Source organism: Marinobacter sp. L-80 (assembly GCF_056859395.1).
On record NZ_JBSXOI010000059.1, the window covers coordinates 1 to 26,489 of the forward strand.

Consider the following 26,489-nt stretch of genomic DNA (forward strand, 5'->3'; position numbering starts at 1 on the left):
GGCCTGCCAGTCCGATAGCGTCTGTTGCCAGAACTGATGTAAATCAGGGGTGGTCATCGGATTCCTCCTTCATTTGAAAGCAGGAATCAGTGTGGCGAAATTCAGTTGCCAGCCACAGGTGCGGATTTATTGGCGCTTACATTGGTTCGAGACATTTCCAGAAACGGTGAGGTTCTGGACCGGGCGCAAGTCATCCAGCAGAAGACCAGTCAGCCTGTTCAGTTTGAGATAACCAAAAAGACGCGCGAATCGGTCGAAGCATGGATCGAGTTGCGAGGACTCGCAGGTATGGATTATTTGTGGCCGAGCCGGATGCGAAAGTTCGACCATATCACTACTCACCAATACGCCCGTCTTGTCAAAAAGTGGATTACCAGCATTGGACTTGATCCTTCAGTCTACGCAACCCATTCAATGAGACGGAGCAAAGCGACATTGATCTACAAGAAGACCAAGAATCTTCGAGCCGTCCAGTTGCTGTTGGGACACACGAATATGTCGAGCACCGTGCGGTACCTTGGTGTCGAGGTCGAGGATGCTCTGGAGATAGCTGAGAGTATTGAAATTTAGGTGCGTAGCTTCTGTATTTGGTCTCTTTGGATGCCGCAAACGCTCCCAGCCCCGGTCGATGATCACCCTCGGGCTTCGATCAGACTCCTCCCGTCGCTAAACAAAAGCGAACATTCGGAGACCAGCCAATTCCCAGCCCGATTCTCTTCAGAGTCTCCCCCGATAGCTTCCTCTTTCAGATCCGCAAACTCCCGATTGATAACTGCTTGAAGCATGGAAAGTCGATGGCAAAAAGGCCTGTCGCTAAAGTAGCGGCATAATGAAAAAGCCTGAAAAACGCCAAATTTTCTGCGGTTTAGTTTGCGCGGCGCTGCACACTTTTCACAAAGCCCCTCTGTAACCCGTTGACTTACATTAGGAACTTTTTGACCTTCTGCATTTTTTGCAAAAACGTGCACGGATAAACCGCCTACACACTATTCACAAACGATGAAGCCCGAAAACGGCCAGGTGCAGCTAGGCAACACTTTGAAAAATGGGCACTATCAAGGCTGTGAAGCAGATTTGGACGGGGCCATGCGGTTGCGGTTTAATATGAACTCAAACTAATAAGCTGTTAGGTAACAAAGTGGATGGCTAAAGAACGCGCGCCAGCATCAGGTGAAGAAAGTGCCATCAGAGGCTATTTCGTTCAGTACGAGTTTTCGGCCAGCGCCCTCCTGCGCCTCATACAGGACAACCAGCTTGACGCAATTTCGGTCTGTGATCACGCCGCAGGTATCTGCGATGACCTTGTTGCGATCAGCCGCCATGAGTTACTCGCCTATCAGATCAAGTCCCAGACCTATCCCGACCGCTTCAGTATGGCAACTGAACTTGTCGACAACAGGCTGATTGCCGAGATCGCGAAAAGCTGGAGCGCGCTTCGAGAGGAATACCCTGACAAGAGGATCTGCATTCGTTACGTCTTGGCAGGTTATCCGTCCACCAATGATAAGAAAAAACTTGGCGATGTTGGTCATAGTGCGCAGTTATTTGCTTTCCTTACAGACCCCGAGACTGATCTGAGCCGAGAAGCGCTGCTAGATTCCCCTTGGGCGCCGTTCATCCGGGAGCTTATGGTAGTTTCGATGCTGCCAGAAAAACAATTCTTCGAGATGTTCTGTCAGCTGAGATTCTACGATCAGAATGAGCTCACCAGACGTCAGATAGAGAACCTTGATGCATACGCCGCGAAAAAAGCCCGGCAGATAAAGCATCTGATACCTGAAATCGTTGCAGACCGTAATACGAAGAAGCTCTGGACCGAGCAAGAGCTCATCGACACACTTGGTTGGAACCGCATCTCTGGGCTTCGCGCATCACACAGTTTTCCGCTTTATCAAGATGTACAGGTCAACCCTGCTGTTGAGAAAGCCCTAAGACGTGTGATTGACGATCACAGTTCTGGATATATAAGCCTTATTGGTCCACCAGGTACGGGAAAGTCCACAACACTGCAACATGCTATTGCATCCACGCCGCGCTATGGCGTTGCGCGATATCTCGCCTTTGTGCCTGACGAGCGCCACGGTCTTGGTAGAGCCGAGGCTATGGATTTCCTCAATGACGTCACATTCGCTCTAGATAAGCTCGGTTTTTCACGTCCGCGATTTGCGGACGCGGAACAGCTTCGCGAGGAGTTCCTAAACCAACTCGAAGAGGCCAAGGAGCTATTTCTGGAAAAAAGTCAAAAGACCCTCATCATCGTCGACGGTCTGGACCACATTCAGCGGGAAGAAAACCCGCAACACAACCTTCTGTCGATACTGCCACCTCCGCAAAGCGTTCCCGATGGAGTTCTATTCATTCTCGGCTCGCAATACCTAGAGCTTAATGGATTGGCTCCCAGTATTGTTCAACAAGCCTCAGCCGAGGATCGGCGCGTTGAGATGGCACCGCTGCCTAAGCAAGCCATCTTCGATATGGCCGACAAGGCTGAACTACCAGAGCATGTTGATCGGCAAGCGCTCTCCGATGTGTGCGCTGGTCATCCACTTTTAGCCCGTTACTACATCGGAAAACTCTCAGAGACCGAAACCAAGGAGGAGGCAGATCATCTCCTTTCCTCAAGTGAAATCGGCACCAACGTTGAGCTGATGTATGAGCTCGTCTGGAACGGGGTCCATCTAGACGATGACGCAAAGCACGTTCTCGGACTGCTCGCGAGGGCGGATAACAAAATCTCACCTGCGGAGCTCGCAAGCGTTGTCAATTATGCGGCCGTTGAGAGTGTTCGCAAGCAAGCCGGGTTTTTGCTCTCCGGCTTGAAGTCAGGAAAGTGGAGCATCTTTCACAACAGCTTCCGCGTATTCTTAGGCCAAGAAACCAAAAAGCGTTTTGGGCAGGAAGACCCGAGCGTCGATGCCGCCTTATATTCAGAACTGGCAGAAGTTGCTGCGCGCGCCGATAGTACAAGCGATCAGCACTGGCTTGAGCTGCGCTATCGCTCTCGTGCGGGAGACAAGCAAGTTGTAAAGGAACTGGCTAAGCCCGCCCTCTTCCGGAAGCACTTAGAGGAGTTTCGTCCTGGCAAGGACGTTTACGTTGACCTTCGGCTTGCATACAGCGCGATCAATGGTAAGGACGAACTACCAAAACTCATTCAACTGATGATGGCCGAAAAAGAAATCGACTATCGCCTAGAGGCTATCAGTCAGCTCGACCTTGTCGACACCTATCTTACTTTTGAGGAACTGGATCGCGCTTTCCAAACCGCGATAGCGGATGGCGACGCAACCGACGGTGCGTTTGCGCTCCTGGATGAGCTTCATGAGCGAGGGGATTTCGTTCGCGCGCGATCTCTGTTTGAGGTAATCGAGCCTGCCGAGTATTTCTTCGGACAAGGTAATCAGTCAATCCGTAATCCCGAACTACGAGGTCTATATGACTGGATCGAGCGCGCTCATCGCTTTCGCAGCATAGAGAACATCCTTGAGATCGTTGCTGGTCTACCTTTCGATGATCTATTTGAGTATAACCCCACAGATAACCTCAAATTCGTTCTTGCCCGCGGCATCTTATACGACGATCCAACGACCGACATCGACCAGCTCTGTACCGAGATCGGCATAGAGGAGCCGGCAAAGACTGCTCTGCTCGTCCAAGCGGCAAACTACCTGAATCACGCGGAAGACAGCGAGCGCGTCAGAGGTTTGCTGGCACGGCTAGCTGAACAAGCTGCTGATCTATCTATCCCTAACTCGCGCGTGTGCGCCCGTGTTGCATTCGAGCAAGGAGATCAAGATCTCGCAAGGCGTTTTCTCGAAAACGTTCGTGTTAGCGCAAGCGACAACTTTCGTGAGTACGGCTACCGCGAGCATATCGGCGGGCTCCTCGCGAGTGCCTTTTCGGTTGCACGACTGAGTGAGCACCTTGGGGTAGACGTTCTCTTTGAGGCGTCTGAAGAAGATGAATTCCAGAACAAGGTGTTGGAAAACGTCATTCGATTAGGTCGCTTGCAGGGCAAGTTGGAGATGGCAAGTGATCCCCGTGACGTCCCGGTCAAGGAAGAGGTGGTCAAGAGCTGCCTATTCGTGGCTCTCGCTGACTCGGGTGAAAGGCACCAATCCCTTGGGCCACTCTCGGGTGATAGCTTGAAGTGGTACGCAAAGACGCTTGTTAGGATTTCGGCGCTTCATAGTGGTGCAACGCTTGAAGCTCTGGAAGAGCAGGTAGGACGACTTTACGCGCGAGGTGATACGCGGCTTCGCTTTACGCCGTTCAGGTTAGCGTTCGCGAGGGAGGTTTATGGTGTAAACGGTGATCAGGACAAGGCACTTGAGAGAGTTAGATACCTAGACCGCCTCATCGAGACGGAGTCCTCGCCGCACTCCGCGGTTCAATTACGTCTGGATCTTGCAACGGCTCTAGCAGAGATCGATGCGGCTGATCAGGGGAAGGCCGAACTGGCTCTCATTCACAACGATACCTGCGGGTACTGGCTTGCGGCAAAGAAGGAGCCGCAATACGTCTTCTGGAATGAAGCCTTCGAGCGGGCATGCAATACGGTGCCTGATCGCGCGGGAGAACTAGCTCTGGAGTTCGCGCGATTTGTCATCGGCCTGTCCGATACAGAAGGAAGCGACACAGGTCATCGCGTTTCCTATGGGTTACTAAAGAATGTCGCGCGGGCCCCTGGTCATTGCGCAGGGATCATCTCTCGGGTCATCGGAACGCGCCTTCTAAATTGGGCAGATATCGTTGCTGCCACCTTGCACGGGATCGTGCTTGAGCGGCCAGACCTAGCCTGGCAATGCTTTACGCTCTACGGCAGGCTCGTTGTACCCTTTGCTGGAGATGATGCCTATCAAGCGATAGCACCAATCTACGACCGGCTGCCGGAAGCTGTGAGAGAGGAGGCGGAGAACGCCTTTGTTACGTGCACGCAGATGTTCGCTGATACGTCCCACGAATCGGCTTTGCTCTCTCGCCTCAAAGATGTGGCAACCAATAATAACGAAAAACTCGATCACGCACTCGAACGTGCAGAGCGTGAACTTACAGAGATCCGTAACGAAGGACCACTGGAAGGAGGTGCTTCATCGTCATTCGATTATGACGAGAAGAAGCTGAAAGCGATTGAGTCCCTATCTGCACTCGTGGCCGCAAATGATGGTGTTGCATCCTACGGTAGAAGGCATGTCGACTATTCATATGCGCGGCGCGCGACCGATCTCCTCGAAACTGCATCGCTCGCGGAAGTAGAGATGTTTCTGAACGAGCGCCCGATCGTTCTGGAGGACGCAAAGTTTGCGATTGCGGCGACATCGCGTCTGATGGATCTTGGTGCAAAGGAGAAAGCTGATGAACTTTATGTTGTTGCCGAAAAATGTGCCTTGAAGGGTAGCTGGTCAGTCTGGCTTGGCGGAGAGAAGATCGCGCTTCAAAAGTTGCGTAAAAAACGCGACGGTGAAGCGAGCCAAGAACAAGGGTTTGGTTCGATCGTGAACGACTTTGCCCATGGAAGGGCGTCCGCGCAGATGGTGCTGCCAGATCTTGATGAGGTATTCGACCTAATTGCCCCCGATGCGGACTGGTACAAGGTGTGGATGCAAGTTCAGGATCATCTGTCAGTCTACCGAGAATACGGCGCCGCAGCCCCTGTCGAAGTGCTCGATGACGTCTCCTCGCACGAGGAGTTGATCGGACATATTTTTCGAACTGGGTTCTCGCTTCTATGCTACCCACTAACGGATAGGCTCCGCGAAAGCTTGCTCGATTTGGCTGCGGATCCCGAAGGGCTGCAGCTATTCGATGTGATTGCCGGGATGTTGTTAAGCGTCGAGAAGTGCCACCGCGAGCTCTCAGCGATCTTCTGGAAGCTCGTTGACAACTCAGCTTGCAAAGACACCCTCATAAAGTACGCGCGCGATCTCTCTCTTTCCGACGACGCGGTAGTCACCAATATTGCGCGCAACATTCTCCATCGCTTCGGGATAGCATTCGATGTGCCTTCACAAGAATTGCCAGTGTTCTACGAAATCTCAGTCCTCGGCGACGGAAACGCAGAAAAGTTCGAGCTCCCTGCGGGTGTGGAGCCGGATTCGAAATTCTGGATTGATGATCCATGGTTCTGGACGGCTGCGCTCGGTTACGAGATCAAGATGGTCTCCCGCGCTTCAGGACTTGAAGTTGAAGCGATCCGAAGGCGATGCGCTCAGTTCATGCGCGAGGTTGGCGGTGAGGAGGCATTTGGCCCCCCTGCCGAGAAGCAGCTTGCGATCGACCTCAAGAGCCTCGATCTCCGTTTTTCTTACGCGCGGCTTATGCCGTATTGCGCTCTGGTTTCCCTCGGGAAGGTCATAGAAGAGCTCACAATAGCAGGCCAATTCGACTTCAGTGTCTTCCAGGTTCTTTGGCCTGAATTGGGAGGAGCGCACTTTTCTCGCCGTGAGATCCCGCGTGAGCCACGACCTGACTGGATTGTTCCTGCAGCTCTGCCCAAGATGGATCATTGGAGGATCGAAGCGGATACGTGGCTTCAGTTGGGCCCGGAAAACTCCTTCGTGCCCATTGCTGATGGTTTTTTCGTTCTCGCTGAACAAGCGGAGTTTGCATTCGTCGGAAACTGGAAGAAATGTTCGGTAGTCCGTACATCACTCCCCGAACTTGAATGGGCTTGTGGACCCGATGAGCATCTGTTCGGTATGGCAAGAGCCATGGATCTCGACAATCTAGGCTCAATGATAAAGGATCGCGATGGTGCGATGCTTTGCACTGTCGCCGACCTGATGTATGGAGATCTGCGCGATCCAATTCTGACCTTGAACCAACGCGTTCTTGATGAGTTCGGCTGGAAGCGCTCGCGAAAGCGTCCATTTGACATTTACGATGCCGAAGAGAAACTCGTTACAACGACGCGTATCTGGATGGACGGGCTCGGCTATCCGGAGAACAGCTTCAAGGAACGCTCAGGCCATGGGCACGTTCTTCTAATTTCTGAAGAAGCGAAAGAGAAGCTAGGCGCGCGCTTCGGAAGTCTCATGGTCAAAACTCGGGTTATCCTGCGCCATGAGTCCAGTGATGGTAAGTACGAGCGGGTGTACTTTGATGCGCTTGTAGCGGATGGCTAACTGCTGAATGTTTGTCGCTTGGATGAAGCCAACAATGCGTAGAATAGATCTCAGGCCTTGAGTAGTCCGAGTGTGCCACCAGAGCTCTCGAAGTATTGTCGCGCCATCGACTATTTTGTTGCTGGGTATGCCATTTCCTCGTTTTACCGCCTGCCTAAGGGTGCGTTTCTCCATCGCCGGGTCATAAAAGCGGCTGAGGCAAGAAGCGGTTGGCTCGCATGCAGGACAAGCAAGCCCATCAATACAGAAAACTGCTTTAAGATAAGCAACGGATTCAATCCCCAGGGTAAGAAAATTGGGTATCTACCCTGATTATACGTCAAGCTTGAGCCTGGCTGTGCAAGATTTCAAGGGTTAACAGCTGTGCTGCGGCCGTGGACGACCATGCATAGAACTTAGCTTACGCAACCATCATTTAGTGGCTTACCCGCTAAAATCCACACAAAGCGCTAAGACTTAAAGTCGATTCGAGAATAGGGCGCGCTCCTCTCGGGTTCCATGAAAAAAAGCTAAACTCGGCGTCAGGCTCAGAGTAAGGAATAGTCTCGCAGGAAAGGTAACTGATGGTCAGTTTCTCAAAGGTGGCAGCCTAAATGTTGGCGCCAAGCACCCCAATATGCTCTCTCCGAACGTTCAGAGTACAACTGAAGAACCACACTTAACGAACAAACCTTCTTCTACAATCAATATCGGCTCTGTTTCCGGTGAAATGGTTCAGATTGGCGATCAAAACGTTCAGGTCGCAAGCGTCAGCATTAAACAGCTTGTCGGGCACGTGGCTAAAAGTGACGACAAGGGAGCAAAATCAAAACTTAAAGCATTGCTTGAGAATGGCACTTTTCACCGTTTTCCAATGTTAGTCAGCTGATGCATTCGCGCCCAAGAATGGTTCGGGTATCTATCTATGCAAACGAGCAAGGGTGTCAACGTCAGTCTCGCTGCATTGCGTCCGAAGTGCTATGTTTGGGGCGGCAAATACGTGTTTGATTCTTGGTTAGCTGGAAGATCGAGGGTGCCCTTATAACCTTGCGTCGTCGGGCACTCGTAATATTCAAACTCTTCAACTTCATCGGTGCTCGCGGGAAGCCGGTAGGCCACCTCCGCCGTCACTTTTTTCTGGATCAGGCTTTCAACCAAACCGACGACCCTTTTATTCCAGATATCGTTGTGATCCTTGACGACGTGCTCGGTGGTGCTCAGGGTGATATAGGGGTGGTTTTTTACAATGCTGTTTTTAAAACCAAACACGAGCTTGTCGTCTTTGAAAGTCAGACAGTGCGTCGCTGTTGCGGCGAAATCTCCCGGACCCTTCAGCGTTGAGCCCTGATTGAATCCTTGACGCTGCAGTAGCACCGACGGGTTCTTACCGTTATCCGCACAAACCAACACTTGGCCGTTGTCTCGCATACGATCGGGCAAGTTCCTGATTAGCTCCCCGGGAGCCAAAAGCAAGCGTACTGCTTTGTCAGCGGTCGAGCTTACAATGACAAGTCGCTTGGGCTGGTTCTCGCTGAATGTGGCACACCCCTCTTGAGCCAAGTTGAACAAGGGCAGGTGGTGCTGTGCCGGGAAAGCAGGGTTGATCAGGACGACCAAGTCACCGAAACCTCTAACGGTGTCCGCGTTCACTTGACGGTCTACCAGGTAGCGACTTTGTAGCACCGGCGCGAGCGCGGTGTAAGTTATCAGCCCTCCGAAGCTGTGCCCCACGGTAACGAGAATGTTGTCAGGGGAGCTTTCGGGTATTTTCACAATGCTTTCGATCTCGGTAAATATGGGGGTAGCACCGAAACCCACTTGATGGGCGGATTCACTGCGGTCCCAATATGTCAGTTCGTTGATCCAAGGCACCAGGAACGAATCACCCCGCCACCCCAGATAGAGGCCAATGATGTTTCGATCTTTGAACTTTCTGGCAAGCCCGGCGAGCATGCCTCGGAACGAAACGACATTGCCATCTTGAAAAAACGCATTGTGATGCCACCCGTGGGTGAAAATGACGACAATTGAAGGCTCGGCCATTTCCTCTTTGAGATAATCGAGCACATACGCTTTCGCCGCGTAATCGTGCAGCGCACCCTGGTCATCAAATTCAATAAAGCCGAGGGAAAACTCGCTATCTGTACCGGGATTCACGACTTCAATTAGCGCCCGCTCTTGGAAAGGACAGTAATCCTGTCCGACTGAACAGTCACTCATGTCCCATTTAAAGACCGCTTTGTCACTGCGCATGGGTTCGTTGGCCGCACAGCCGACAAGGATCAAAACAAAAGGTAAGACCAAGAGCGTTTTCATCGTCGTTGATATCCCTGTCTTTTGGTGTATTAAGCTCCCACAAGCATGCCCTGAATGATCGAAAACCAACCACAGCATGTTCAGAAGTCTAGTTGCCCCTTTAGCAGGCCGCCAGGTGACTAACCTTCCAGGAAGTCGTGTAAGCCGGGGACAATATCGGCCAGCCAATGGCCATGTGCTGTTGGCGCCCAAACCTGATCGAATTCCAATGTGGCACGTTAATTCATGCCAAAACCGGGGGAGACCCGATCGAACGAACCTTCATTGGAAAGTTCGGGTTCGGTACCGGCTGCGATACGCATAGGCCCAGCCGAATGAGTTACCAACTTTATTAACGTGTTACCGACTTTATTATCACGCCACAATAGTCTCACTGGAACGGAAAGATGAGAGGCAAGCAACAGGCCTTGTTAGCAGGAGGCGCAATTAAACATAAGCGTGCTTTGTTTCCGAATAGCCGGATTGGGTAAACCCCGACCTGAAAAGGTCCGCTTAGTGGTCAATTGAATCATTTCTGAACGTCCGCTTTTGTTTAGCTGAGGCCCGTGAGTAGCCTTGGTCGCAAAGCGAACGTTCATAAGTACTGTTCACTACAAGCCCGAGCCGAGAAGCGGAGCTTGGACAGTGCTCAGTAAATGACACCGCTCGATTTATTGAAAGCCAGCTACTGACCATCAGCAGTACCTATCGACCTAACAGCTCGATAAATCGGCACGACAATCTGTGAGAACAGCGCCAGCCCCCAAAGAGCGTTGCCGAAAATCGACGGCACGAAAGGGTGAACGGCCAATAGGACCAAGGCCATGAAAATACCGAACACCCTCAAACCAGTGCTGTGGTAGTGGCAGCTGGCATCGTCTTTGGCCACCATCCGCTGCAGCGTCCAGAGCGCCGCAAGAAAAACGGCGAGGCCGACCGAACCGAGCGCACCATAGCCTTCAGGATAAGGCTCCCGCAGACCGACATAAACTTCACCGGCTAGCGCGACGCTAATCGCCACCGCGCTCCAAAGGATCGCGATGTGTCCCAGCCAGTATCCCACCAGTACACCGATATGGCGGCTCTTCGGCTTCGCATTGCCGACGCTGTCGAAATAGATCCAGGCCAGCGCGAAGAGAGACAAACCGCCCATGGTCACATTGAAAAGCGTCCCCGCGCCAACCTTATAGATGCCCTTATCCGCCAGCGTTAGCACCAGCTTGAAGAAGCCCTCTCCCAGCAGAATCAACACCAGCAGGCCGAAACGCTCCGAGATATGGCCAAGACTCGGCACGAAGCGCTCGAAACGCAGGGTACCGACGCGCGGCAGCATGTACTGCAGCTGAATGGCTACCACGCCGGCACCGAAAACCCAGTAAGCATGTGGTTTTGGTAGAAAAGCCGACACCGCGAACAACCCGGCCAATACGAAGAAATTCCGCCCCTGCTCCTGCGCCAGCTCGTTACCCGCGCTGTCGACACAACGCGCACGCCAATACAAATAGGCCGTCAGCGCCCGATTCAGCGCGTAGCCCAGCGCGAAATACACCCAGCCTTTACCGCCCACGTCTGGAATCGCCGCCGCAATCACCATCATCGTCACGATCTGCAGTGCCATCGCCACGCGATGCGGCATGTCCGTGGAGATATACAGCGAGTTGTAGACCGAACTGTCTGCCCAGGCGTAGAAAATCGCCAGGAACAGACCGGTGAAAATCCAGAAGCCCGGCCAGTCCAGATGGTGGGAAAGGTAGTTCCCCAGAATGAAGATCGTGACAACATGGATCAGATCGAAGAACAGCTCGACCCAGTGAACATGGTCGTGGGCATCATCCACATCCATGTAATGGCGCGGTCGCCGCCAGAGAAGATCGTTCAGTGCCATACGCTCATCCTGTTTTGCATTGCCGTGGCGGCAAGTATCAATGCAGTCACCGCCAACCCCAAAAACGCAAACGCTCCAAGCGCCTTGATCTCTCACCACTTTGGTCAGCAAGTTATCCGTTGAGCTTTTCACAGGTAATTTTATGACGTGATCAAGCCTGCTCACCTGCCTTTCAGAAACCCTCTAAAACGATCTTGCCCTTCGCTTTTCCGCTTTCAATCAGGGCATGGGCGCGCTTGAGGTTTTCGGCATTGATCGTCCCGAAACTCTCGGTCGCGGTCGAACGAATCTTCGCGGCGTCGATCAAAGCAGCGACGGCATCCAGGATTTCACCCTGACGCGCGATGTCGTCGGTGGTGAACAGCGAACGCGTGAACATCAGCTCCCAATGAATCGACACGGCCTTAGCCTTGAATGGCATGATGTCAAACACTTCAGGATCGTCAATCAGGCCAAACCGACCCTGAGGCGCAATGAATTCGACGATCTGCGGCACGTAGGTTTCGGAATAGTTGGTCGAAAATACGAACCCTGGCGCGCCGATGTTCAGGGCTGCAATCTGTTCCGACAAGGATTTGGAATGGTCCACGACATAATGCGCGCCCAGCTCCTTGACCCATTCCTGCGTTTCGGGGCGCGAGGCCGTTGCAATGATGGTCAGATCGGTCTGCTCGCGCAAAAGCTGTATCGCAATAGAGCCAACGCCGCCCGCGCCGCCAATGATCACGATGGCATTCGCGGCACCCGGCACGGAATCGGTGACTTTCAGGCGGTCAAAGATCATCTCCTGGGCTGTCAGTGTCGTCAGGGGCAAGGCGGCAGCTGCGGACGTTTCGATGCTTTTCGGCGCGTGGCCGACGATGCGGGCATCAACGAGGTGGTATTCGGCATTGGTGCCGGGGCGGTTGATCGCACCCGCATACCAGACCTTGTCGCCGGTTTTGAACTGGCTAACCTTGTCGCCAATTTCCACAACCTCGCCCACGGCGTCCCAACCGAGGATCACTGGCGTACCGCCCTCGCCAGCGCGGCTTTGGCGGATTTTCGTGTCGATCGGGTTAACCGACACGGCCTCGACCTTGACGAGGATGTCATGGCCGGTCGCGGTGGGTTTTTCGATCTCAAGGTCGATCAAGGCGTTGGCGCGGTCAATTGCGCCATTAATGGTATAGCCGATAGCTTTCATTTTCGTTCTCCAGAAGTGGCTTGGGATGCACGGCACGCCACTGTTTGTGACGACGGTTTCGATGGATCAAATGTACAAGCCTTCCATTGCCGGATAAACGATCGAAACACGAAATAATAATCCGGAAAATCCGGACATTATTTTTTACGGAGATACCCTGTTCCAGTAACCCGATCGCCTTCGGTTTTCGGAATTTCGTGACAGAGGCCGAGTCATTTAACTGTTTGCCATGGTCGGATAAATGGATAAGATCACAAGAGATAATTCGGAACTTCCTTTTAATGTTGATTGATAACATCCGCCTTTTTCTAACCATCGCCGAGAAAGGCAGTCTTGTCGCTGCCGGCCGTGAGGTGGGCCTTTCTGCAACCGCGGTTTCCGAGCGGCTTGCCGCTCTGGAAGCACATTACGGCGTTGTTCTTTTCAACCGCACCACACGGTCGCTAAGCCTGACCGAAGAAGGCCGGACGTTGCTGAGTGGTGCCAAAGAGGTGCTGGCCGAGATCGATGACCTCGACACTCGAATCCGCCACGGGGCCGAGACACTGTCGGGGCCGATCCGCATCAGTGCACCGATCGGTCTGGGCCGCAGTTTCGTTTCGGATGTGATCTCGACCTTCACAACTGAGCATCCCGCGATCTCAGTCGACTTGCACCTGTCCGACGGATATGTGGACATCGTTGGCCAAGGTTTCGATCTTGCGTTGCGCTTTGGCACGTTGACAGACAGCACCTTGAGGGCCCGAAACCTTGGACACCATCGCCGGATTGTCTGCGCATCTCCTGCATACATTGCTGCACATGGCGCACCGCAAGAGCCTGCCGACCTGATTCGACATAACTGCTTGGTCATGCGGTTCGGAGCGATCCCTGACAATGTGTGGCGCTTTGGTACGGAGAAAAGCCCAATGAGTGTGACGGTGCGTGGCAATAAGACAGTTAATGATGGCTCTTTAGTGCGACGATGGGCGCTTGATGGCCTTGGCATTGCCCTCAAGTCAGAACTGGAAGTTGGGCCCGACATTGAATCCGGGAGGCTGGTGCCTCTGTTGCAGGAGTACAGCCCGCCGCCGACCCCTCTTCAGATGATGTTTCCTCCGGGGCGATCACAGTCTCGGCGCGTGCGCGCTCTGGCGGAAGCATTGACTGACGCCGTTGCGAAAAAGATAAAGGTGTAATCGGTTTCAAATGTTTACTTTTGTTTGCGACTGGAGGAGCCTGATCGAAACGCGAGGGTGGTCATTTCAAATCCTACGAAGGGATGAGTCACACATTTCAGGCGGAGCGGGAGTGGCCGGTCGTCGCCAGGGATCTTCTTCGTTTCTTTGCGGGAAGTTAGCACCAGATAACTTATGACCGGTGCCCGCTAGGGTCGCATACCGGGCGTTGAACACGACGCTCTGGGCGTCGCATTCACCGTAACGCATACGGAAGCGAAAGCGGAACATCAGAAGTGAATCACCGAACGGATGCTTTTGCCTTCGTGCATCAGGTCAAAGGCGTCATTGATCTGTTCAAGCTTCATGTCATGAGTGATAAAGACATCCAGCGGAATCTCTCCGGTCTTGGCCTTTTCCACGTAGCCCGGCAGCTCGGTGCGGCCTTTCACCCCGCCGAACGCAGAGCCTTTCCAGACCCGGCCGGTGACCAGCTGGAACGGACGGGTGCTGATTTCCTCACCGGCACCGGCCACCCCGATAATGATGGATTCGCCCCAGCCCTTGTGACAGCACTCCAGGGCCGAGCGCATCAGCTGGACGTTGCCGACGCACTCGAAGGAATAATCCACCCCGCCGTCGGTCATTTCCACAATGACTTCCTGGATCGGCTTGTCGTAATCCTTGGGGTTGACCACATCGGTGGCGCCCAGGTCCTTGGCGATGTCGAATTTACCCGGGTTGATGTCAATGGCGATGATGCGGCTGGCCTTGGCCATTTTGGCGCCAATAATCGCCGCCAGGCCGATACCGCCCAGGCCGAAGATGGCTACAGTGGCGCCTTCTTCCACCTTGGCAGTATTGAGCACGGCACCGATACCGGTGGTGACGCCACAGCCCAGCAAGCAGACTTTTTCCAGCGGCGCTTCCTTGGGAATTTTTGCCAGCGAGACTTCCGGCAGCACCGTATACTCGGAGAAAGTGGAGCAGCCCATATAGTGATATACCGGCTCACCCTTGTAGCTGAAGCGGGAGGTGCCGTCGGGCATCACACCTTTACCCTGGGTCTCACGCACGGAGCCACAGAGGTTGGTTTTCCCGGACGTGCAGAACTTGCACTGCCCACACTCGGCCGTATACAGCGGAATAACATGATCACCGACTTCTACAAACGTCACGCCCTCGCCAACCGCTTCGACAATACCGCCGCCCTCATGGCCCAGAATGGCTGGGAAAATGCCCTCCGAATCGGCGCCGGACAAGGTATAGGCATCGGTGTGGCAAACACCGGTCGCAACGATGCGAACCAGGACTTCGCCTTTTTTTGGCGCTTCAACGTCAACTTCTACGATTTCCAGCGGCTTGTTAGGCGCGAATGCCACGGCGGCACGGGATTTGATCACTGGCAGACTCCTTCAATACAGTTCAGGGGTAATTCGGCTATTCGGGACAACATGTCTCGGGTTATACGAATTTGACTCATTGTAGACGACCGGTCTATTATAACAAGCATGACATCTACTGACACGCGTAACCACATCATCCAGACCGGCGCCGACCTGATCGGCCAGAAAGGGTTTGGCGCGACAGGCATCAACGGCGTACTAACATCGGCCGGCGTGCCCAAAGGGTCGTTCTACCATTATTTCAAGAGCAAAAACGATTTCGGACTCGCCATCATTGATTTCTTCGCCGAGGAATATGACGCAAAGTTGGATCGGATTTTCAACGACACCAGTCGTTCCTGCCTTGATCGTCTTCGCGCCTACTTCGACACCGGCCAGGAAACCATGACCAGTTGCGAGTTCACCCGCGGTTGCCTCATTGGCAATCTTGGCCAGGAACTGGCCGGCCAAGATGAAGTTTTCCGCAAACGTCTGGATACTGTATTTCAGGGCTGGGAAAAGCGTTTCGAGCGCTGCATTGAAGAAGCCAGACTGGCTGGAGAAGTGGATGAATCCATCGTTCCCGCCGATGTAGCCAGCTTTCTGCTTTCAGGCTGGGAAGGCGCCATCCTGAGAGCCAAGGTCCTGAAGAGCACCGAGCCGATGGAGCGTTTTGTTTCCGTCTTTTTCCGTCAGTGTCTTGGCATTGCCTGACACCTCCTTTTTTTTCGCCATTCGACTAGTAGACTGGTCTAATTAAAATCATTTCATCCTCAGGAAGGATACTTAATGAGCAATCCAAACGATCCACTGTTTCAGACATATCTTCTGGGCGATCTTGCCCTTCCCAATCGGGTACTGATGTCGCCCCTTACCCGGGCCCGCTCCACTCAGCCCGGCGATATCCCGAATGAGATGAATGCCCGGTACTACCAGCAGCGCGCCGATGCGGGCCTGATTTTGAGCGAGGCCACTCAGGTATCGCCCCAGGGCAAAGGCTATGCGTTTACCCCAGGCATTCATTCCCCGGAACAGGTTGTGGGCTGGAAGAAGGTAACAACTGCCGTGCACATGGCCGGTGGACGCATACACGCTCAGCTATGGCACGTAGGCCGGATTTCCCACACCGCCCTGCAGCCAGATGGCAATAAGCCAGTGGCTCCGTCTGCCATCCAGCCTGAGGGTGCGAAAACCTTCATCAGTGCCGATTCAGGAATGGTGGATGTGCCGGAACCAAAAGCTCTGGACGCGGGTGAGATGTCGGCTATCGTAGAGCAGTTTCGTCAGGGCGCCATCAACGCCAAGTCCGCAGGGTTCGACGGTGTTCAGGTACACGCTGCCAATGGCTACCTGCTGGACCAGTTCCTCAAAAGCGGCAGCAATCAGCGCACCGACGAATTTGGCGGTGCGGTGGAAAACCGCATGCGCCTGCCGCTGATGGTGGTGGAAGCGGTCATCGACGTCTGGGGTAAAGAAAACGTCGGTGTGCGTATCAGCCCGACCGGCAGCTTCAATGCCATGTATGACGAAGATCCAGTGGAAACCTTCGGTGCTTTTGCCAGTCGCCTCAATGATCTGGGCATTGCCTATCTGGAAGTGGTTGAAGATTCCTTCCAGGGCAACCATGCCAATGGCCGCCCGGAAGAAGTGATCGACGTTATCAAGGCCGGATTCAAGGGCACTTATATTGCCAACGGTGCCTATACCGCAGAGGAAGCGCGCAAGCGCATCAGCGCTGGCCGTTGTGACCTGGTCACCTTTGGCCGTCCGTTTATTGCCAATCCCGACCTGCCGGCGCGTTTCCGCGAGCACGCCGAGTTGAACAAGTGGGACGACAGCACATTTTATGGCGGCGATGAGCGCGGCTATACCGATTACCCAACGCTGAAAGAACTCGAAGTCAGCGCCTGAAGAAAACTTTTATCACCAAAAGGAAACAAACCATGAGCAACACCAACGATCTGATCAATAGCAAAGTTGTGATTATCACCGGCGCCAGCAGTGGCCTCGGTGAAGCTACGGCCCGCCGCCTGGCCGACCGCGGCGCAAAACTGGTGCTAGCAGCACGCCGGGAAGACCGCCTGAAAGCCCTGTCTGAGGACCTGAGTGCCAAGGGCGCCGAAGTCATCTGGCAGGTCACCGATGTAACCGACCGCAAACAGGTGGAAGCCCTGGCCGCCTCGGCAAAAGAAGCTTTTGGCAGGATCGATGTACTGGTCAATAATGCCGGCTTGATGCCATTGGCACCGCTGGATGCGCTCAAGGTAGACGAGTGGGACCAGATGGTGGATGTAAACATCAAAGGTGTGATGTACGGCATTGCGGCGGTGTTGCCCACCATGCGGGAACAGCACAGCGGCCACGTGATAAACCTGTCCTCCGTCGCCGGTCACAAGCTCTTCCCCGGTGCCGCTGTTTACTGCGCAACGAAATTCGCAGTCAAAGCCCTCTCGGAAGGCTTGCGGATGGAAGCCGGTGATGAGATTCGCAGCACCAACATCTCACCGGGTGCCGTAGCGACCGAACTCACCAGCACCATTACCGATCCAAATGCCAAGAAAGCGGCAGAAGATCTGTACAGCGTTGCGATTGATGCCGATGCCGTGGCGCGGGCCATCGTTTATGCCATCGAGCAACCGGCCGATGTCGATATTAACGAGATTATCTTGCGGCCCACCGCCCAAGAACTGTAAAAGTCGAGTTCGTCGTGACGTCGCCCTCCTGGGGCGGCGTCACGACAGTATCACCGGCCAATTTCATCGATCGCATTCTGCACATCGCTGGCGCCACCCTGGATTTCAGCAACGATCGACTCAGCATCTGTTACCTGCTTTCTGCCTTCAACGGCCTTGCCAAGCAACTCACGTACCTGACGCTCGACGCCCCTTGAAAGCTCCAGAATGGCATGAATTACGTCCGCAATTTCTTTGATAGAGACGCCTGTATTTGACGCCAGCGTGCGAACTTTATCAGCAACCACGTCCAATCCTCGCCCATGCTCACCAGCCCGGGCTGCTTCTACGGCTGCGTTCAACGACATAAGATTGGTCTGGTCAGCCACGCCGGCGATGGTGCCGACCATTTTTTCGATACTCTGAAAGCGTTCGTTCAGATCCGCAATGATCGCCGTTGCCTCGTCGACACTCGCTTTTTCAATACTGCTTCAGATCCAGCAACAACGACCATCCCATTTGGAGTGAGGTAGCCTGTCGCGGTGACATGTTTGATAGAGAAGTTAAGGATTTCAGTGTCTACTCCTGGCTCTTCGTTACCGCCGGGTTCTACCCCGTTTCCACGGATGACTTACTAGAGGCAAATGTTCGCTTTTGTCGCAAAGCCGACATTCAGATTTACGCTTTGGGTAAGTTCGGTTCCCTTAAAAGTAAAAGGGCATCCGGTGGAGGCCTTTCGCTACTCCGGCATAGAGACCGTTACGCTGATGGATTCGTACCAGGCAGCCAAGTCTGATATTTGCTGGTCCGTAAGGTCTTTTGTGACAACCGACATCATCTCGTTTTCGCGTTTACCGCTGCGGAAGGCCTTCAGCTGTTTCACAAGGTAAATCTGACTTTCGCCAGCAAGGTTTGGCGCAATTGGGATTTTCGCAATCCCATCAAGACCATGGCAGGTTTTGCACTGAGCTGCGAGTATGCGGCCCTCGGCCGGGTCAGCGGCAAAGGTGTTTGCAGAAAAGCCGAGGGACGCACCCATGAGTATCACGCCGAAGCGCGCTTTGGTCAGTAGTGACATTTATTGTTATCTCTGAGTAGCCAGAGAGCCTGGGACTCTCTGGCGTAAGGGATTGGAGGTAGGGTCTCAGGAACCGGATCCGGTATAGGCAATCCGGTAGACGGCGCCAGCCAGGTCATCAGAGACCAACAATGAACCATCTTTCAGTTGTGCCACGTCCACTGGGCGGCCGAGGTATTCGCCGTTTTCGCTAAGCCATCCTTCGGCAAAGGGAACGGTTTCGCCCGTAACATTGCCTTCGGCATCCACCGGAGTGAACATGACTCGTGCACCAACAGGTTCAGTTCTATTCCAGGATCCATGCTGCGCGATGAAAATTCCGCCCTGGTAACGTTCAGGGAACATATTTCCAGTGTAGAACGTCATGCCCAGATCAGCCGCATGAGCGACGGTCTCAACAACCGGAAATACTACCTCCACGGGCACTTCTTCTCCTTGGTATTCGGTTGTGCGCACGTTACCCCCGCCGTACCAGGGGTGGCCGAAATGTTGGCCCATTTCTGTCTGTCGGTTGAGTTCTCCGGGAGGTATATCGTCACCCATACCGTCAACCTGGTTGTCAGTCCACCAAAGATTTCCGGTGGTAGGATGGAAGTCCTGTCCGACCGAATTACGTACACCTCGGGTATAAACTTCCCTGCCAGTGCCATCCTGGTTGATACGGATGATCCCGCCGATACCCACTTTACTGAAGGTATCGAGATGTTCTGGCGGAGCAACGTTATAGGGTTGTCCCAGCGAGACATAAAGTTTGCCGTCGGGGCCGATGTCGCATACCCGGGCCGTATGATTGTAGCTGACAAATTCCTCTGGTATCAGCTCACCTTCGGGAATCAGTTCGAAGGCAACCACATCGCCGCTTTCATAGAAAAACTCTGCGGCGGGGTAGGCCAGAATCCGGTTCTGTTCGGCAATGTAAAGCACTCCCTGCGGTGAAAAACACGGGCCATTGGGCACAGCCTTGTCGATCGACGGGGCAAAGTTCTTCACCTCATCCGCAACCCGATCCTTGTCGCGGTCTGTCACTGCCCAGACTTCGGTTTTTCGGGTACCTACAAACGTAACAACGCCCTGCGGCCCCACCGCTATGTGTCGAGCGTCCGGGACCAGTGCATAAAGGGAGATTTCAAAACCTTCTGGCAGTGTAATTTTCTCAAGTGTTTTCCGGATAGCATCGGCACTGCTACTGTTCTGGTCAACAGTCGTGAATTCCGCCTCACCAGTCACCTGGAATTTGCCGAGCTTTTCCAGGTTGTTGGACTGGCCATAAGCGAAGGGTGTGGCGGTAAGGCCTGCCACGACAGCGAGAACTAAAGCTTTTTTATTCATTGTTTTTATTGCCCTCTTGATTCACTGATTAACAGTCAGCCAGCGATCTGGTGGCTGCAGTTTTACTTTTTGTTATCACAAAAAGAGTAAAGTTCGCGAGTACCCGGAAGTCAAGGAGCAGGTTGGTGGTAGTCAGGGTAATCCCGCCATATGAGAGCTGGTAAAATGACTGGCAGCGGGCTCAGCAACACCGACTATAAAAAGCAGCGAGCCTGCTCAACATATCCGCGTGATTGACAGCTTTGCGGAATCCGTGGCCTTCTTCCGGGTAAAGCCTGACCAGAGGTTGCTGGCCATTCGCTCGGAGCGCTTCCGCCATGCTCCGCGTCTGTTCCGGCACGACGACGGAATCCTTGCCGCCCTGAAAGAACGCCATTGGCCGCCTGATTCGACTGGCCTGAGCCAGAGGTGAGCGTTGCTGCCACTGGTGCGGTACCTGATCCAGGGCCCCAGCAGCCAGTCCAGATAACCGGATTCGAACCGATGGGTCATCTGCCGCAGGCGCTCAGGGCCGCTCACGCCGAACTGGCTCACGCCGGCGGTGAAATAGCCGGACGATACCAGTGCCATCGGTGCTGTGTAGCCTCCAGAGCTGCGCCCCTGCATGAAGAGAGACCGACGGCTGGTTTTTTCGGAACTGCCGCGGTAGTTCACTTCGGCTGCTGCGAAGCCCTGATGACATAGAAATTGATTCTGAGGATTCAGTACGAGGCAGACCATGGAGGTAGGACCACCATGGGCAATCATCACCAGGAGCGGTGCATTGCTCAGCAATGGTATTGCCGTCAGCCTGAGAGAGGGCGCGCAGGGAATGGTAAACGAGGTCTGGTCCGTTGCCGGAACCTTATTCCATCGAGGACCACCATTACAGTGCTCAAGCACCCTGAATAATGGAAATCCACTGCTCAGGTCATCATGAACTTATGCTGTGCACCAGACATCCAGGGGCATGCCTTCCCGTAACATCAGCAAGCCGGTGGTGTGCCCGGAGTCGAAACCGCCGGGCCTAGGGGCATCAGATCAGGCTAAGCTTGCCCAAGACGATGTTTTATCCTAATTCACTAATCAAATGCACGTTGCATATTCAGGCATGTCGTTGGCACCAGAACCGCCTGCAAAGGAGAACTGACCAGTGGCTGTGCCTAGAATCATGTCGAGCTCTCGTCGGGTGATTGCATTACTAACGCCCGTAGTTGCCATTGTAGCTGTGATGTACCAGCGATGGTGCCCGTGACTGAAGTCACGTAATCGCCCGAGGGCGTGCTATTGGCCGGATCCAAATCACCGGCACTAGCGACTAAGTAACAGCGCGAAAAGTGCCAGCTGCGGGGTTCTTCCAACCTGTCGACGTAACGTTACATGGCCTCGTCCCGCGACACTCCCTTCTGGCACTGAACATTAGAATCCGACTTTCACACCGGCGTAGAAAGTACGCCCCGGCGCAGGCTCGTAATAGCGTTCGAAGCTGGCATTGATACGCACGTTCTCGTAGTAGTCCTCGTCGAAGAGGTTGCGAATACCCCCATATAGATCCACGGTGGTGTCGCCACCCACGTGCCACCTTTCCCCGCCCCTCAGGTCAAACCGCCAGTGGCTGTCGACCTCTTCGGTGTTGGCGTCATCGACATAGAAATCCCCGACATAGTGAGCACCCACTTCGGCGAAACGACCGCCCAGCCCCTGCCATGCCAAAGCGCCGTTCCAGAGAGTTTGCGGCAGCCCGGGCAGATCGTTGCCGGCATAGTCATCGCCGCCACTGGTGGTGTAGCGGTCAAACTCGTAACGGGCCAGGGTCAGGCTGCTGCGGACCTCCCAGGCAGGCAGGAAGGGATAACGGACCGCCGCCTCCAGACCGTCGCGGGAGGTTCGGCCTGCGTTCCGATAGAAGGTACGCCCACCAGGGCTCTCAAATGGAATCAGTTCGTCATCGACATTGATGGAAAACAGAGCGACCTCGTATTCCAGCCCCATGTCGAATAACCCGCGGGCACCCATTTCATAGTTCCGGGCCTGTTGGGGCTCTATGTCAGGGTTGAAGCCGCCCGTGCCATCAGGGCGGGCAAACTCGGTGAAAGTTGGTGTTTCGAAGGCATCGCCGACGGTGGCGTACCATTGGTGGGCCGGTCGGTACTGATAGCTCAGACCAACGCTACCGGACCATTCGCGAAAGGTTCGCTCGCCACTATCATCGCTGCCATCCCCCAGATAATCATCGTCTATTTCCATGGCAACCCGGTCATGTCGAACCCCAGCACTGAAGGCGAGTTTTTCCGTCAGCGCCCACTCACCCTGTGCGAAGACCCCTGTGCTCCTAGCTTGCTGAAACTCATCCCCCGTCGTGCCGGTAACCATTCCGGTGACATCAACACTGCGACGTCCGCGGTCGTCTTCCTGCCAGCCCAGGTCCGTGCCCACGATCCAGTTGAATGGACGCCCTGCCAGGTCGGCCTGTCGACTGTATTCCAGACTCCCGCCGTAATAGTCCCGCTTGTAGTTGATTAGGCTGGAGCCGGGGAACGGCAGTTGTTGCTCGAAGTCGCGCCAGCTGTAGAAGACCCGGGCATCCAGGGCGCCGCCCGCAAAGGCCTGGTCGCTGTAGTGGGCACCCACCAACTGCTGGTCCACGGTCTGCCCTGAATCGATGTTCTTGGCGATGTCTCGTGCCTGGCGTGGATCTTCCTCGGCATCTTCGAGGTTCAGACCACTCGGATCTTCCGCCTTCGGAGTGTCCAGCAGGTTGAGCAGCACGGTCAGGGATCGCTGGTCATCCAACTGATAGCCCAGCTTGCCATTGAACAGGTATTTTTCCACTTCGCTCTGTTCTCGGTAGCCATCGGACTGCAGGGCAGAAGCACTGGCCGAGTAGAACCAGTCGCCCTGCTCACCGCCAGCCCGGATGCCAAGTTGCTTCAGTCCGTGACTACCACCCTGCAGATCAATCACCGGTGACTGCCGCATGCGACGGCCATCCGCCGTAGTGATGTCAATAACACCTCCGGCGGCGTTGCCATATAGGACCGAGGAAGGACCACGAATCACTTCAATCTGCTCGGCGCTGGCCAGGTCCACCGCGTCGATCTGGGCCTGCCCGTCGGGCAAAGTGTAGGGAATGCCATCGACCCGGATATGAAGGCCGCGAATACCAAATGGCGCCCGCGCCCCGAAGCCCCGGCTGGAGATGCGCTGGCCCTGGGCATAGTTTTCCCGGTTCTGCAGATACAGGCCAGGGACAAATTCCAGGGACTCGTCCAGGTGAATACGCTGCTGGCCCTGCTGGATATCCCGCCGGTTAACGACGGAAACCGCCGCCGGGGTAGTATAGATATCCCGTGACAGCCGAGGCGCAGTCACCGTGATAAACGGCAGGGTTTCCGCGGAGGTTGCGGCATCATCCTGCCCGGTTGCGTCGCCATTCCATGCCAGTGCCGCGGCCATCAATGGGCCTGCTCTACATGCTTGCCTGATCCTCATACCTGCTTCCCGCCTGATTGTTTTTTTATGGCTTTTGCTGACCCTAGCTTATGCACCGCCTCGTCATCCTTATCCGAGGCATATCCGTCAAAAGCCAAAATGATAGCAGTTCCGCTGTAACTTTTGACGCTGAACCCGGAAAAATTGATAGTGGAAAAAAACGCAGCTTAGACGGACGAACAGTGCCACCAACTACCTTGAAAAACACCGCCTTTGACCCTGACCCCGTATTAGGTCCACCCAGAGTTGGAAAAATCCGGCCGCTAAACTTTTAACAAGTGACTATGGCGAACTCGCCCTCAACCTGAATGTCCGCTTTGCGACCGCAACGAAACCACCGCTGTTTACAGTTGCAGCTCTTCGCGGTGCTTGTGTACTTCTTTTCAGATGCGCCTTCATTGCGCATAATATGTATTCTCTCGCGACACCTTAAAGATGCTTGCCATGATCGATCTTCAACAAATGAGAGCAGTTCTGGAAGCCCTACCAGACCCCGCCTTTATCTTGTCACGCAGCGGTAAATATATAGCGGTGTTTGGCGGTCGTGATGCACGGTATTACCACGATGGCACCGGGCTAATCGGGAAGTATATTTCAGACTTGGTCAAACCCGACAAAGCTGAGTGGTTTCTTGAACAGATAGGCCGTGCGCTTGAATCGTGTAAGTTATTGGTTGAAGAGTACGAGTTAAGCAACAGGGATGTTAGGGGCTTGCCGGATGAAGGGCCGGAAGACCCCATCTGGTTTGAAGGCCGCATTCAGGCTTTAGATTTTCAGGTAGATGGAGAGCCTTTGGTGCTTTGGGTCGCAAGTAATATTTCAGAGCGACACGAACTTGAAATCAGACTGCGGGAGCTAAGTGACACAGATCAGCTAACGGGACTTTTCAACCGGCGGAAACTGGAGCACGACCTTGCGTTGCATTTTGAAACGTTCACGCGTCATGCCGTGCCGACTACAGTTTTGATATTTGACGTGGATAACCTAAAAAAGATCAATGACTCCAAGGGGCACCATGTAGGGGATGAAGTTCTCCTTGCAGTGGCTAATACCTGTCGGTCAGAACTTCGAAAAACCGACATCGCTTGTCGTTTCGGAGGGGATGAGTTTGTAGTTTGCCTACCCAACACCGCGCCAGATCGCGCATTAAAGTTTGCAGAGCGATTGCAGCAGGACTTGCGGCAGGCTTTGATGGATTTTTCAGTGGGCGATATTGCTGCAACAATCAGCTTGGGTGCCGCCAACATAAGCTCTGAAGATCGTTCCTATGAAGACACTCTCAAACGCGCTGACGATGCCCTCTACAAAGCTAAACGTCTGGGCAAGGACAGGATTGTGACTGCATGACATGGTCTATTATCCTCAGACCTCGTTTTTGACTTCCTTCTTACGCATGTTTTTGCGCGGTTTTGGAAAGAAGCCTTTCAGGCTTGGATCAGAATATCCGCTCAACGACTTTCCGCATTCCAAGCGACAGCTAAACAAAAGCGAACGTTCGCAGCATCCCAAATTTCTGGATTTAATTCCCCCGAGTTGCCTAAGAAACGCCCCTGCATTCCCCCCCCCATTCCAGAGGTGGCGGCCATTGAAGTTTTCTAAGCGGTGACTGCAAAACTCAATCTGGCCATTTGGGATGCAAGCTATCAATGACGTAGTTGTGACTGTGGACACTGGAGTTGAAATCACTTGCGATATGAGGGTGGTCACTTGGAAGATCGTCGTGGTGGTGCGAACGTTCTGACGGATCAACAGATGGCCATAACTTCACGGCAAGGATCAGCCCGCCGAGAGCAAACCCCAGAAGTATCAATAGAGTGATGGTCATTCCCGCAGAAGAGCCCAGCCAACCAGCTAATGGATACGCGATCAGCCATCCGGCATGCGATAAAGAGAACTGGGCAGCGAACAGAGCTGGCCTATCTTCAGCATGCGACGACCGCGTAAGGACCCTGCCTATGGGCGTTTGAACGGTGGAAAAACCAACGCCTAGCCATGCCCAAACGGGTAACAGCCATTCCAGAGAGCCTACCGGCAGCGCAAGAACCAACCCGGCAACCAGAATCCCACCTCCTGTGAGCATGACTTGCCGGTCCTGCCAGCGTTTCAATAAAGCTGGCAACGCCAATGCCGCCAACATGGAACCGCCACCAAACGCGGCAAAAGCCATAGCCGTATGCTGGTCGGTAAGGCCGAATTGTCCCTGCACCAGGACAACCGTATTCACGATCACCATGGCTCCCGCAAGACTGACAACTAGGTTCAGTGACATCACCCCGCGCAGGCGAGGAGTTGCCATGAAAATTCTGAATCCGGCCCGTGCGCGATCATAAACGCCGCGACGTTTTTCTGATTTGGCCCCGGAGGGCAAAGCAACGGACACCACCAGCAAGGCTGATGCGATAAAACCGATTACCGTGCCCGAGAACAATGCCTGCCAGCTGGTGGCAAGCAGAATCAACGCCGCGAGCGCAGGGCTGATGAGGTTTTCCAGATCGTAAGCCAATCGGGAAAGCGACAGCGCCTTGGTGTAATCGTCTTCATTTGGAAGAGTCTCCGGAATCGTAGACTGGAAGGTTGGTGTAAAGGCCGCCGAGGCGGACTGAAGGACCGCGATTAGCACGTACACTTCCCACACTTCGGTGACGAAAGGCAAAGCCAGCGCCGTCGCCGCTCGAATCACATCCAGAGAGACCAGCAGAGCACGACGGGGTATGTTCTCCGCCAGAGCTGATGCCAGGGGGGCTAGCAAGACATAAGCGACCATCTTGATAGCCATGGCGGTGCCGAGCACCTGTCCCGCCTCGTCTCCGGCCAGATCGAATGCCAGCAGACTCAAGGCCACCGTAGCCAGCCCCGTACCCAGCAATGCAACGACCTGGGCCAGAAACAAATGGCGATAGGTTCGGTGCTTCAGAATCTCAAGCATGG

The 26,489-nt window shown here is 54.1% G+C and carries 17 protein-coding genes and 2 pseudogenes; 8 read left to right on the plus strand and 11 right to left on the minus strand.

What is annotated here, in order from left to right; all coding sequences use genetic code 11:
• Positions 1 to 141 precede the first annotated feature (141 nt).
• The 3 genes and pseudogenes from AC13E3_RS08420 to AC13E3_RS08430 form a co-directional block, all read left to right on the plus strand.
• Positions 142 to 570 (plus strand): annotated as a pseudogene (locus tag AC13E3_RS08420) (tyrosine-type recombinase/integrase); the annotation flags it as partial.
• A gap of 572 nt (positions 571 to 1,142) precedes the next feature.
• Positions 1,143 to 7,124: an AAA family ATPase gene (locus tag AC13E3_RS08425; protein WP_092032346.1), complete on the plus strand. Its 5,982-nt coding sequence runs from the start codon at positions 1,143 to 1,145 to the stop codon at positions 7,122 to 7,124.
• Between the two features lie 616 nt (positions 7,125 to 7,740).
• Positions 7,741 to 7,992 carry a hypothetical protein gene (locus tag AC13E3_RS08430; RefSeq protein ID WP_139216045.1) on the plus strand — a complete coding sequence of 84 codons (252 nt, stop codon included), beginning with the start codon at positions 7,741 to 7,743 and terminating at the stop codon, positions 7,990 to 7,992.
• An 89-nt stretch (positions 7,993 to 8,081) separates the two neighbouring features.
• Here AC13E3_RS08430 and AC13E3_RS08435 read toward each other — a convergent pair whose 3' ends face one another.
• The 3 genes from AC13E3_RS08435 to AC13E3_RS08445 form a co-directional block, all read right to left on the minus strand.
• Positions 8,082 to 9,419 (minus strand): hypothetical protein, encoded by a 1,338-nt coding sequence (locus AC13E3_RS08435; protein ID WP_092032344.1) that lies wholly within the window; start codon positions 9,417 to 9,419, stop codon positions 8,082 to 8,084.
• 664 nt (positions 9,420 to 10,083) lie between these two features.
• Positions 10,084 to 11,283 carry a low temperature requirement protein A gene (locus tag AC13E3_RS08440; RefSeq protein ID WP_092032341.1) on the minus strand — a complete coding sequence of 400 codons (1,200 nt, stop codon included), beginning with the start codon at positions 11,281 to 11,283 and terminating at the stop codon, positions 10,084 to 10,086.
• Positions 11,284 to 11,455: 172 nt separating this feature from the next.
• The gene (locus AC13E3_RS08445) at positions 11,456 to 12,469 is read right to left on the minus strand and encodes a zinc-binding alcohol dehydrogenase family protein (RefSeq protein ID WP_092032338.1); all 1,014 of its coding nucleotides are present in this window, start codon (positions 12,467 to 12,469) and stop codon (positions 11,456 to 11,458) included.
• Between the two features lie 281 nt (positions 12,470 to 12,750).
• Here AC13E3_RS08445 and AC13E3_RS08450 point away from each other — a divergent pair, with 281 nt between their 5' ends.
• Positions 12,751 to 13,647, plus strand: coding sequence for a LysR family transcriptional regulator (locus tag AC13E3_RS08450; protein WP_092032336.1), 897 nt, complete (start codon positions 12,751 to 12,753; stop codon positions 13,645 to 13,647).
• Between the two features lie 269 nt (positions 13,648 to 13,916).
• Here AC13E3_RS08450 and AC13E3_RS08455 read toward each other — a convergent pair whose 3' ends face one another.
• Positions 13,917 to 15,029 (minus strand): S-(hydroxymethyl)glutathione dehydrogenase/class III alcohol dehydrogenase, encoded by a 1,113-nt coding sequence (locus AC13E3_RS08455; protein WP_092032331.1) that lies wholly within the window; start codon positions 15,027 to 15,029, stop codon positions 13,917 to 13,919.
• A gap of 108 nt (positions 15,030 to 15,137) precedes the next feature.
• On the opposite strand from AC13E3_RS08455, the gene AC13E3_RS08460 reads away from it, so the two are divergent.
• From AC13E3_RS08460 to AC13E3_RS08470, 3 genes are all read left to right on the plus strand, one after another.
• The gene (locus AC13E3_RS08460) at positions 15,138 to 15,725 is read left to right on the plus strand and encodes a TetR/AcrR family transcriptional regulator (protein WP_092032328.1); all 588 of its coding nucleotides are present in this window, start codon (positions 15,138 to 15,140) and stop codon (positions 15,723 to 15,725) included.
• 75 nt (positions 15,726 to 15,800) lie between these two features.
• A complete protein-coding gene (locus AC13E3_RS08465) occupies positions 15,801 to 16,922 on the plus strand; it encodes an alkene reductase (protein WP_092032325.1) in 1,122 nt (373 codons plus the stop codon).
• Between the two features lie 32 nt (positions 16,923 to 16,954).
• Entirely contained in the window at positions 16,955 to 17,704 is a 750-nt protein-coding gene (locus AC13E3_RS08470; protein ID WP_022992095.1) for an SDR family oxidoreductase, read from the plus strand.
• Positions 17,705 to 17,754: 50 nt separating this feature from the next.
• Here AC13E3_RS08470 and AC13E3_RS08475 read toward each other — a convergent pair whose 3' ends face one another.
• The 6 genes and pseudogenes from AC13E3_RS08475 to AC13E3_RS08500 all read right to left on the minus strand — a co-directional run bounded on the left by AC13E3_RS08475 (position 17,755) and on the right by AC13E3_RS08500 (position 23,525).
• Positions 17,755 to 18,168: a methyl-accepting chemotaxis protein gene (locus tag AC13E3_RS08475; protein WP_081699724.1), complete on the minus strand. Its 414-nt coding sequence runs from the start codon at positions 18,166 to 18,168 to the stop codon at positions 17,755 to 17,757.
• A 254-nt stretch (positions 18,169 to 18,422) separates the two neighbouring features.
• Positions 18,423 to 18,761, minus strand: coding sequence for a c-type cytochrome (locus AC13E3_RS08480; protein WP_092034397.1), 339 nt, complete (start codon positions 18,759 to 18,761; stop codon positions 18,423 to 18,425).
• Between the two features lie 66 nt (positions 18,762 to 18,827).
• Entirely contained in the window at positions 18,828 to 20,090 is a 1,263-nt protein-coding gene (locus AC13E3_RS08485; RefSeq protein WP_092034395.1) for a PQQ-dependent sugar dehydrogenase, read from the minus strand.
• Positions 20,091 to 20,271: 181 nt separating this feature from the next.
• Positions 20,272 to 20,565 carry a prolyl oligopeptidase family serine peptidase gene (locus tag AC13E3_RS08490; RefSeq protein WP_092034393.1) on the minus strand — a complete coding sequence of 98 codons (294 nt, stop codon included), beginning with the start codon at positions 20,563 to 20,565 and terminating at the stop codon, positions 20,272 to 20,274.
• A gap of 281 nt (positions 20,566 to 20,846) precedes the next feature.
• Positions 20,847 to 21,074 (minus strand): annotated as a pseudogene (locus AC13E3_RS08495) (MBL fold metallo-hydrolase); the annotation flags it as partial.
• Between the two features lie 414 nt (positions 21,075 to 21,488).
• Positions 21,489 to 23,525 carry a TonB-dependent receptor family protein gene (locus AC13E3_RS08500; protein ID WP_217646356.1) on the minus strand — a complete coding sequence of 679 codons (2,037 nt, stop codon included), beginning with the start codon at positions 23,523 to 23,525 and terminating at the stop codon, positions 21,489 to 21,491.
• Positions 23,526 to 24,005: 480 nt separating this feature from the next.
• Between AC13E3_RS08500 and AC13E3_RS08505 the strand changes: the two genes are divergently transcribed.
• Positions 24,006 to 24,908: a GGDEF domain-containing protein gene (locus AC13E3_RS08505; RefSeq protein ID WP_053115071.1), complete on the plus strand. Its 903-nt coding sequence runs from the start codon at positions 24,006 to 24,008 to the stop codon at positions 24,906 to 24,908.
• A 268-nt stretch (positions 24,909 to 25,176) separates the two neighbouring features.
• Here AC13E3_RS08505 and AC13E3_RS08510 read toward each other — a convergent pair whose 3' ends face one another.
• Positions 25,177 to 26,487, minus strand: a complete 1,311-nt coding sequence (locus tag AC13E3_RS08510; protein WP_153740621.1) for an MFS transporter — start codon at positions 26,485 to 26,487, stop codon at positions 25,177 to 25,179.
• Positions 26,488 to 26,489 lie beyond the last annotated feature (2 nt).

Excerpts from the sequence above, each read along its gene's own strand:
- AC13E3_RS08425 (WP_092032346.1), top strand. The coding sequence starts at position 1,143 with ATGGCTAAAGAACGCGCGCCAGCATCAGGTGAAGAAAGTGCCATCAGA.
- AC13E3_RS08430 (WP_139216045.1), top strand. The coding sequence starts at position 7,741 with ATGCTCTCTCCGAACGTTCAGAGTACAACTGAAGAACCACACTTAACG.
- AC13E3_RS08435 (WP_092032344.1), bottom strand. The coding sequence starts at position 9,419 with ATGAAAACGCTCTTGGTCTTACCTTTTGTTTTGATCCTTGTCGGCTGT.
- AC13E3_RS08440 (WP_092032341.1), bottom strand. The coding sequence starts at position 11,283 with ATGGCACTGAACGATCTTCTCTGGCGGCGACCGCGCCATTACATGGAT.
- AC13E3_RS08445 (WP_092032338.1), bottom strand. The coding sequence starts at position 12,469 with ATGAAAGCTATCGGCTATACCATTAATGGCGCAATTGACCGCGCCAAC.
- AC13E3_RS08450 (WP_092032336.1), top strand. The coding sequence starts at position 12,751 with ATGTTGATTGATAACATCCGCCTTTTTCTAACCATCGCCGAGAAAGGC.
- AC13E3_RS08460 (WP_092032328.1), top strand. The coding sequence starts at position 15,138 with ATGACATCTACTGACACGCGTAACCACATCATCCAGACCGGCGCCGAC.
- AC13E3_RS08465 (WP_092032325.1), top strand. The coding sequence starts at position 15,801 with ATGAGCAATCCAAACGATCCACTGTTTCAGACATATCTTCTGGGCGAT.
- AC13E3_RS08470 (WP_022992095.1), top strand. The coding sequence starts at position 16,955 with ATGAGCAACACCAACGATCTGATCAATAGCAAAGTTGTGATTATCACC.
- AC13E3_RS08480 (WP_092034397.1), bottom strand. The coding sequence starts at position 18,761 with ATGTCACTACTGACCAAAGCGCGCTTCGGCGTGATACTCATGGGTGCG.
- AC13E3_RS08485 (WP_092034395.1), bottom strand. The coding sequence starts at position 20,090 with ATGAATAAAAAAGCTTTAGTTCTCGCTGTCGTGGCAGGCCTTACCGCC.
- AC13E3_RS08500 (WP_217646356.1), bottom strand. The coding sequence starts at position 23,525 with ATGGCCGCGGCACTGGCATGGAATGGCGACGCAACCGGGCAGGATGAT.
- AC13E3_RS08505 (WP_053115071.1), top strand. The coding sequence starts at position 24,006 with ATGATCGATCTTCAACAAATGAGAGCAGTTCTGGAAGCCCTACCAGAC.
- AC13E3_RS08510 (WP_153740621.1), bottom strand. The coding sequence starts at position 26,487 with ATGCTTGAGATTCTGAAGCACCGAACCTATCGCCATTTGTTTCTGGCC.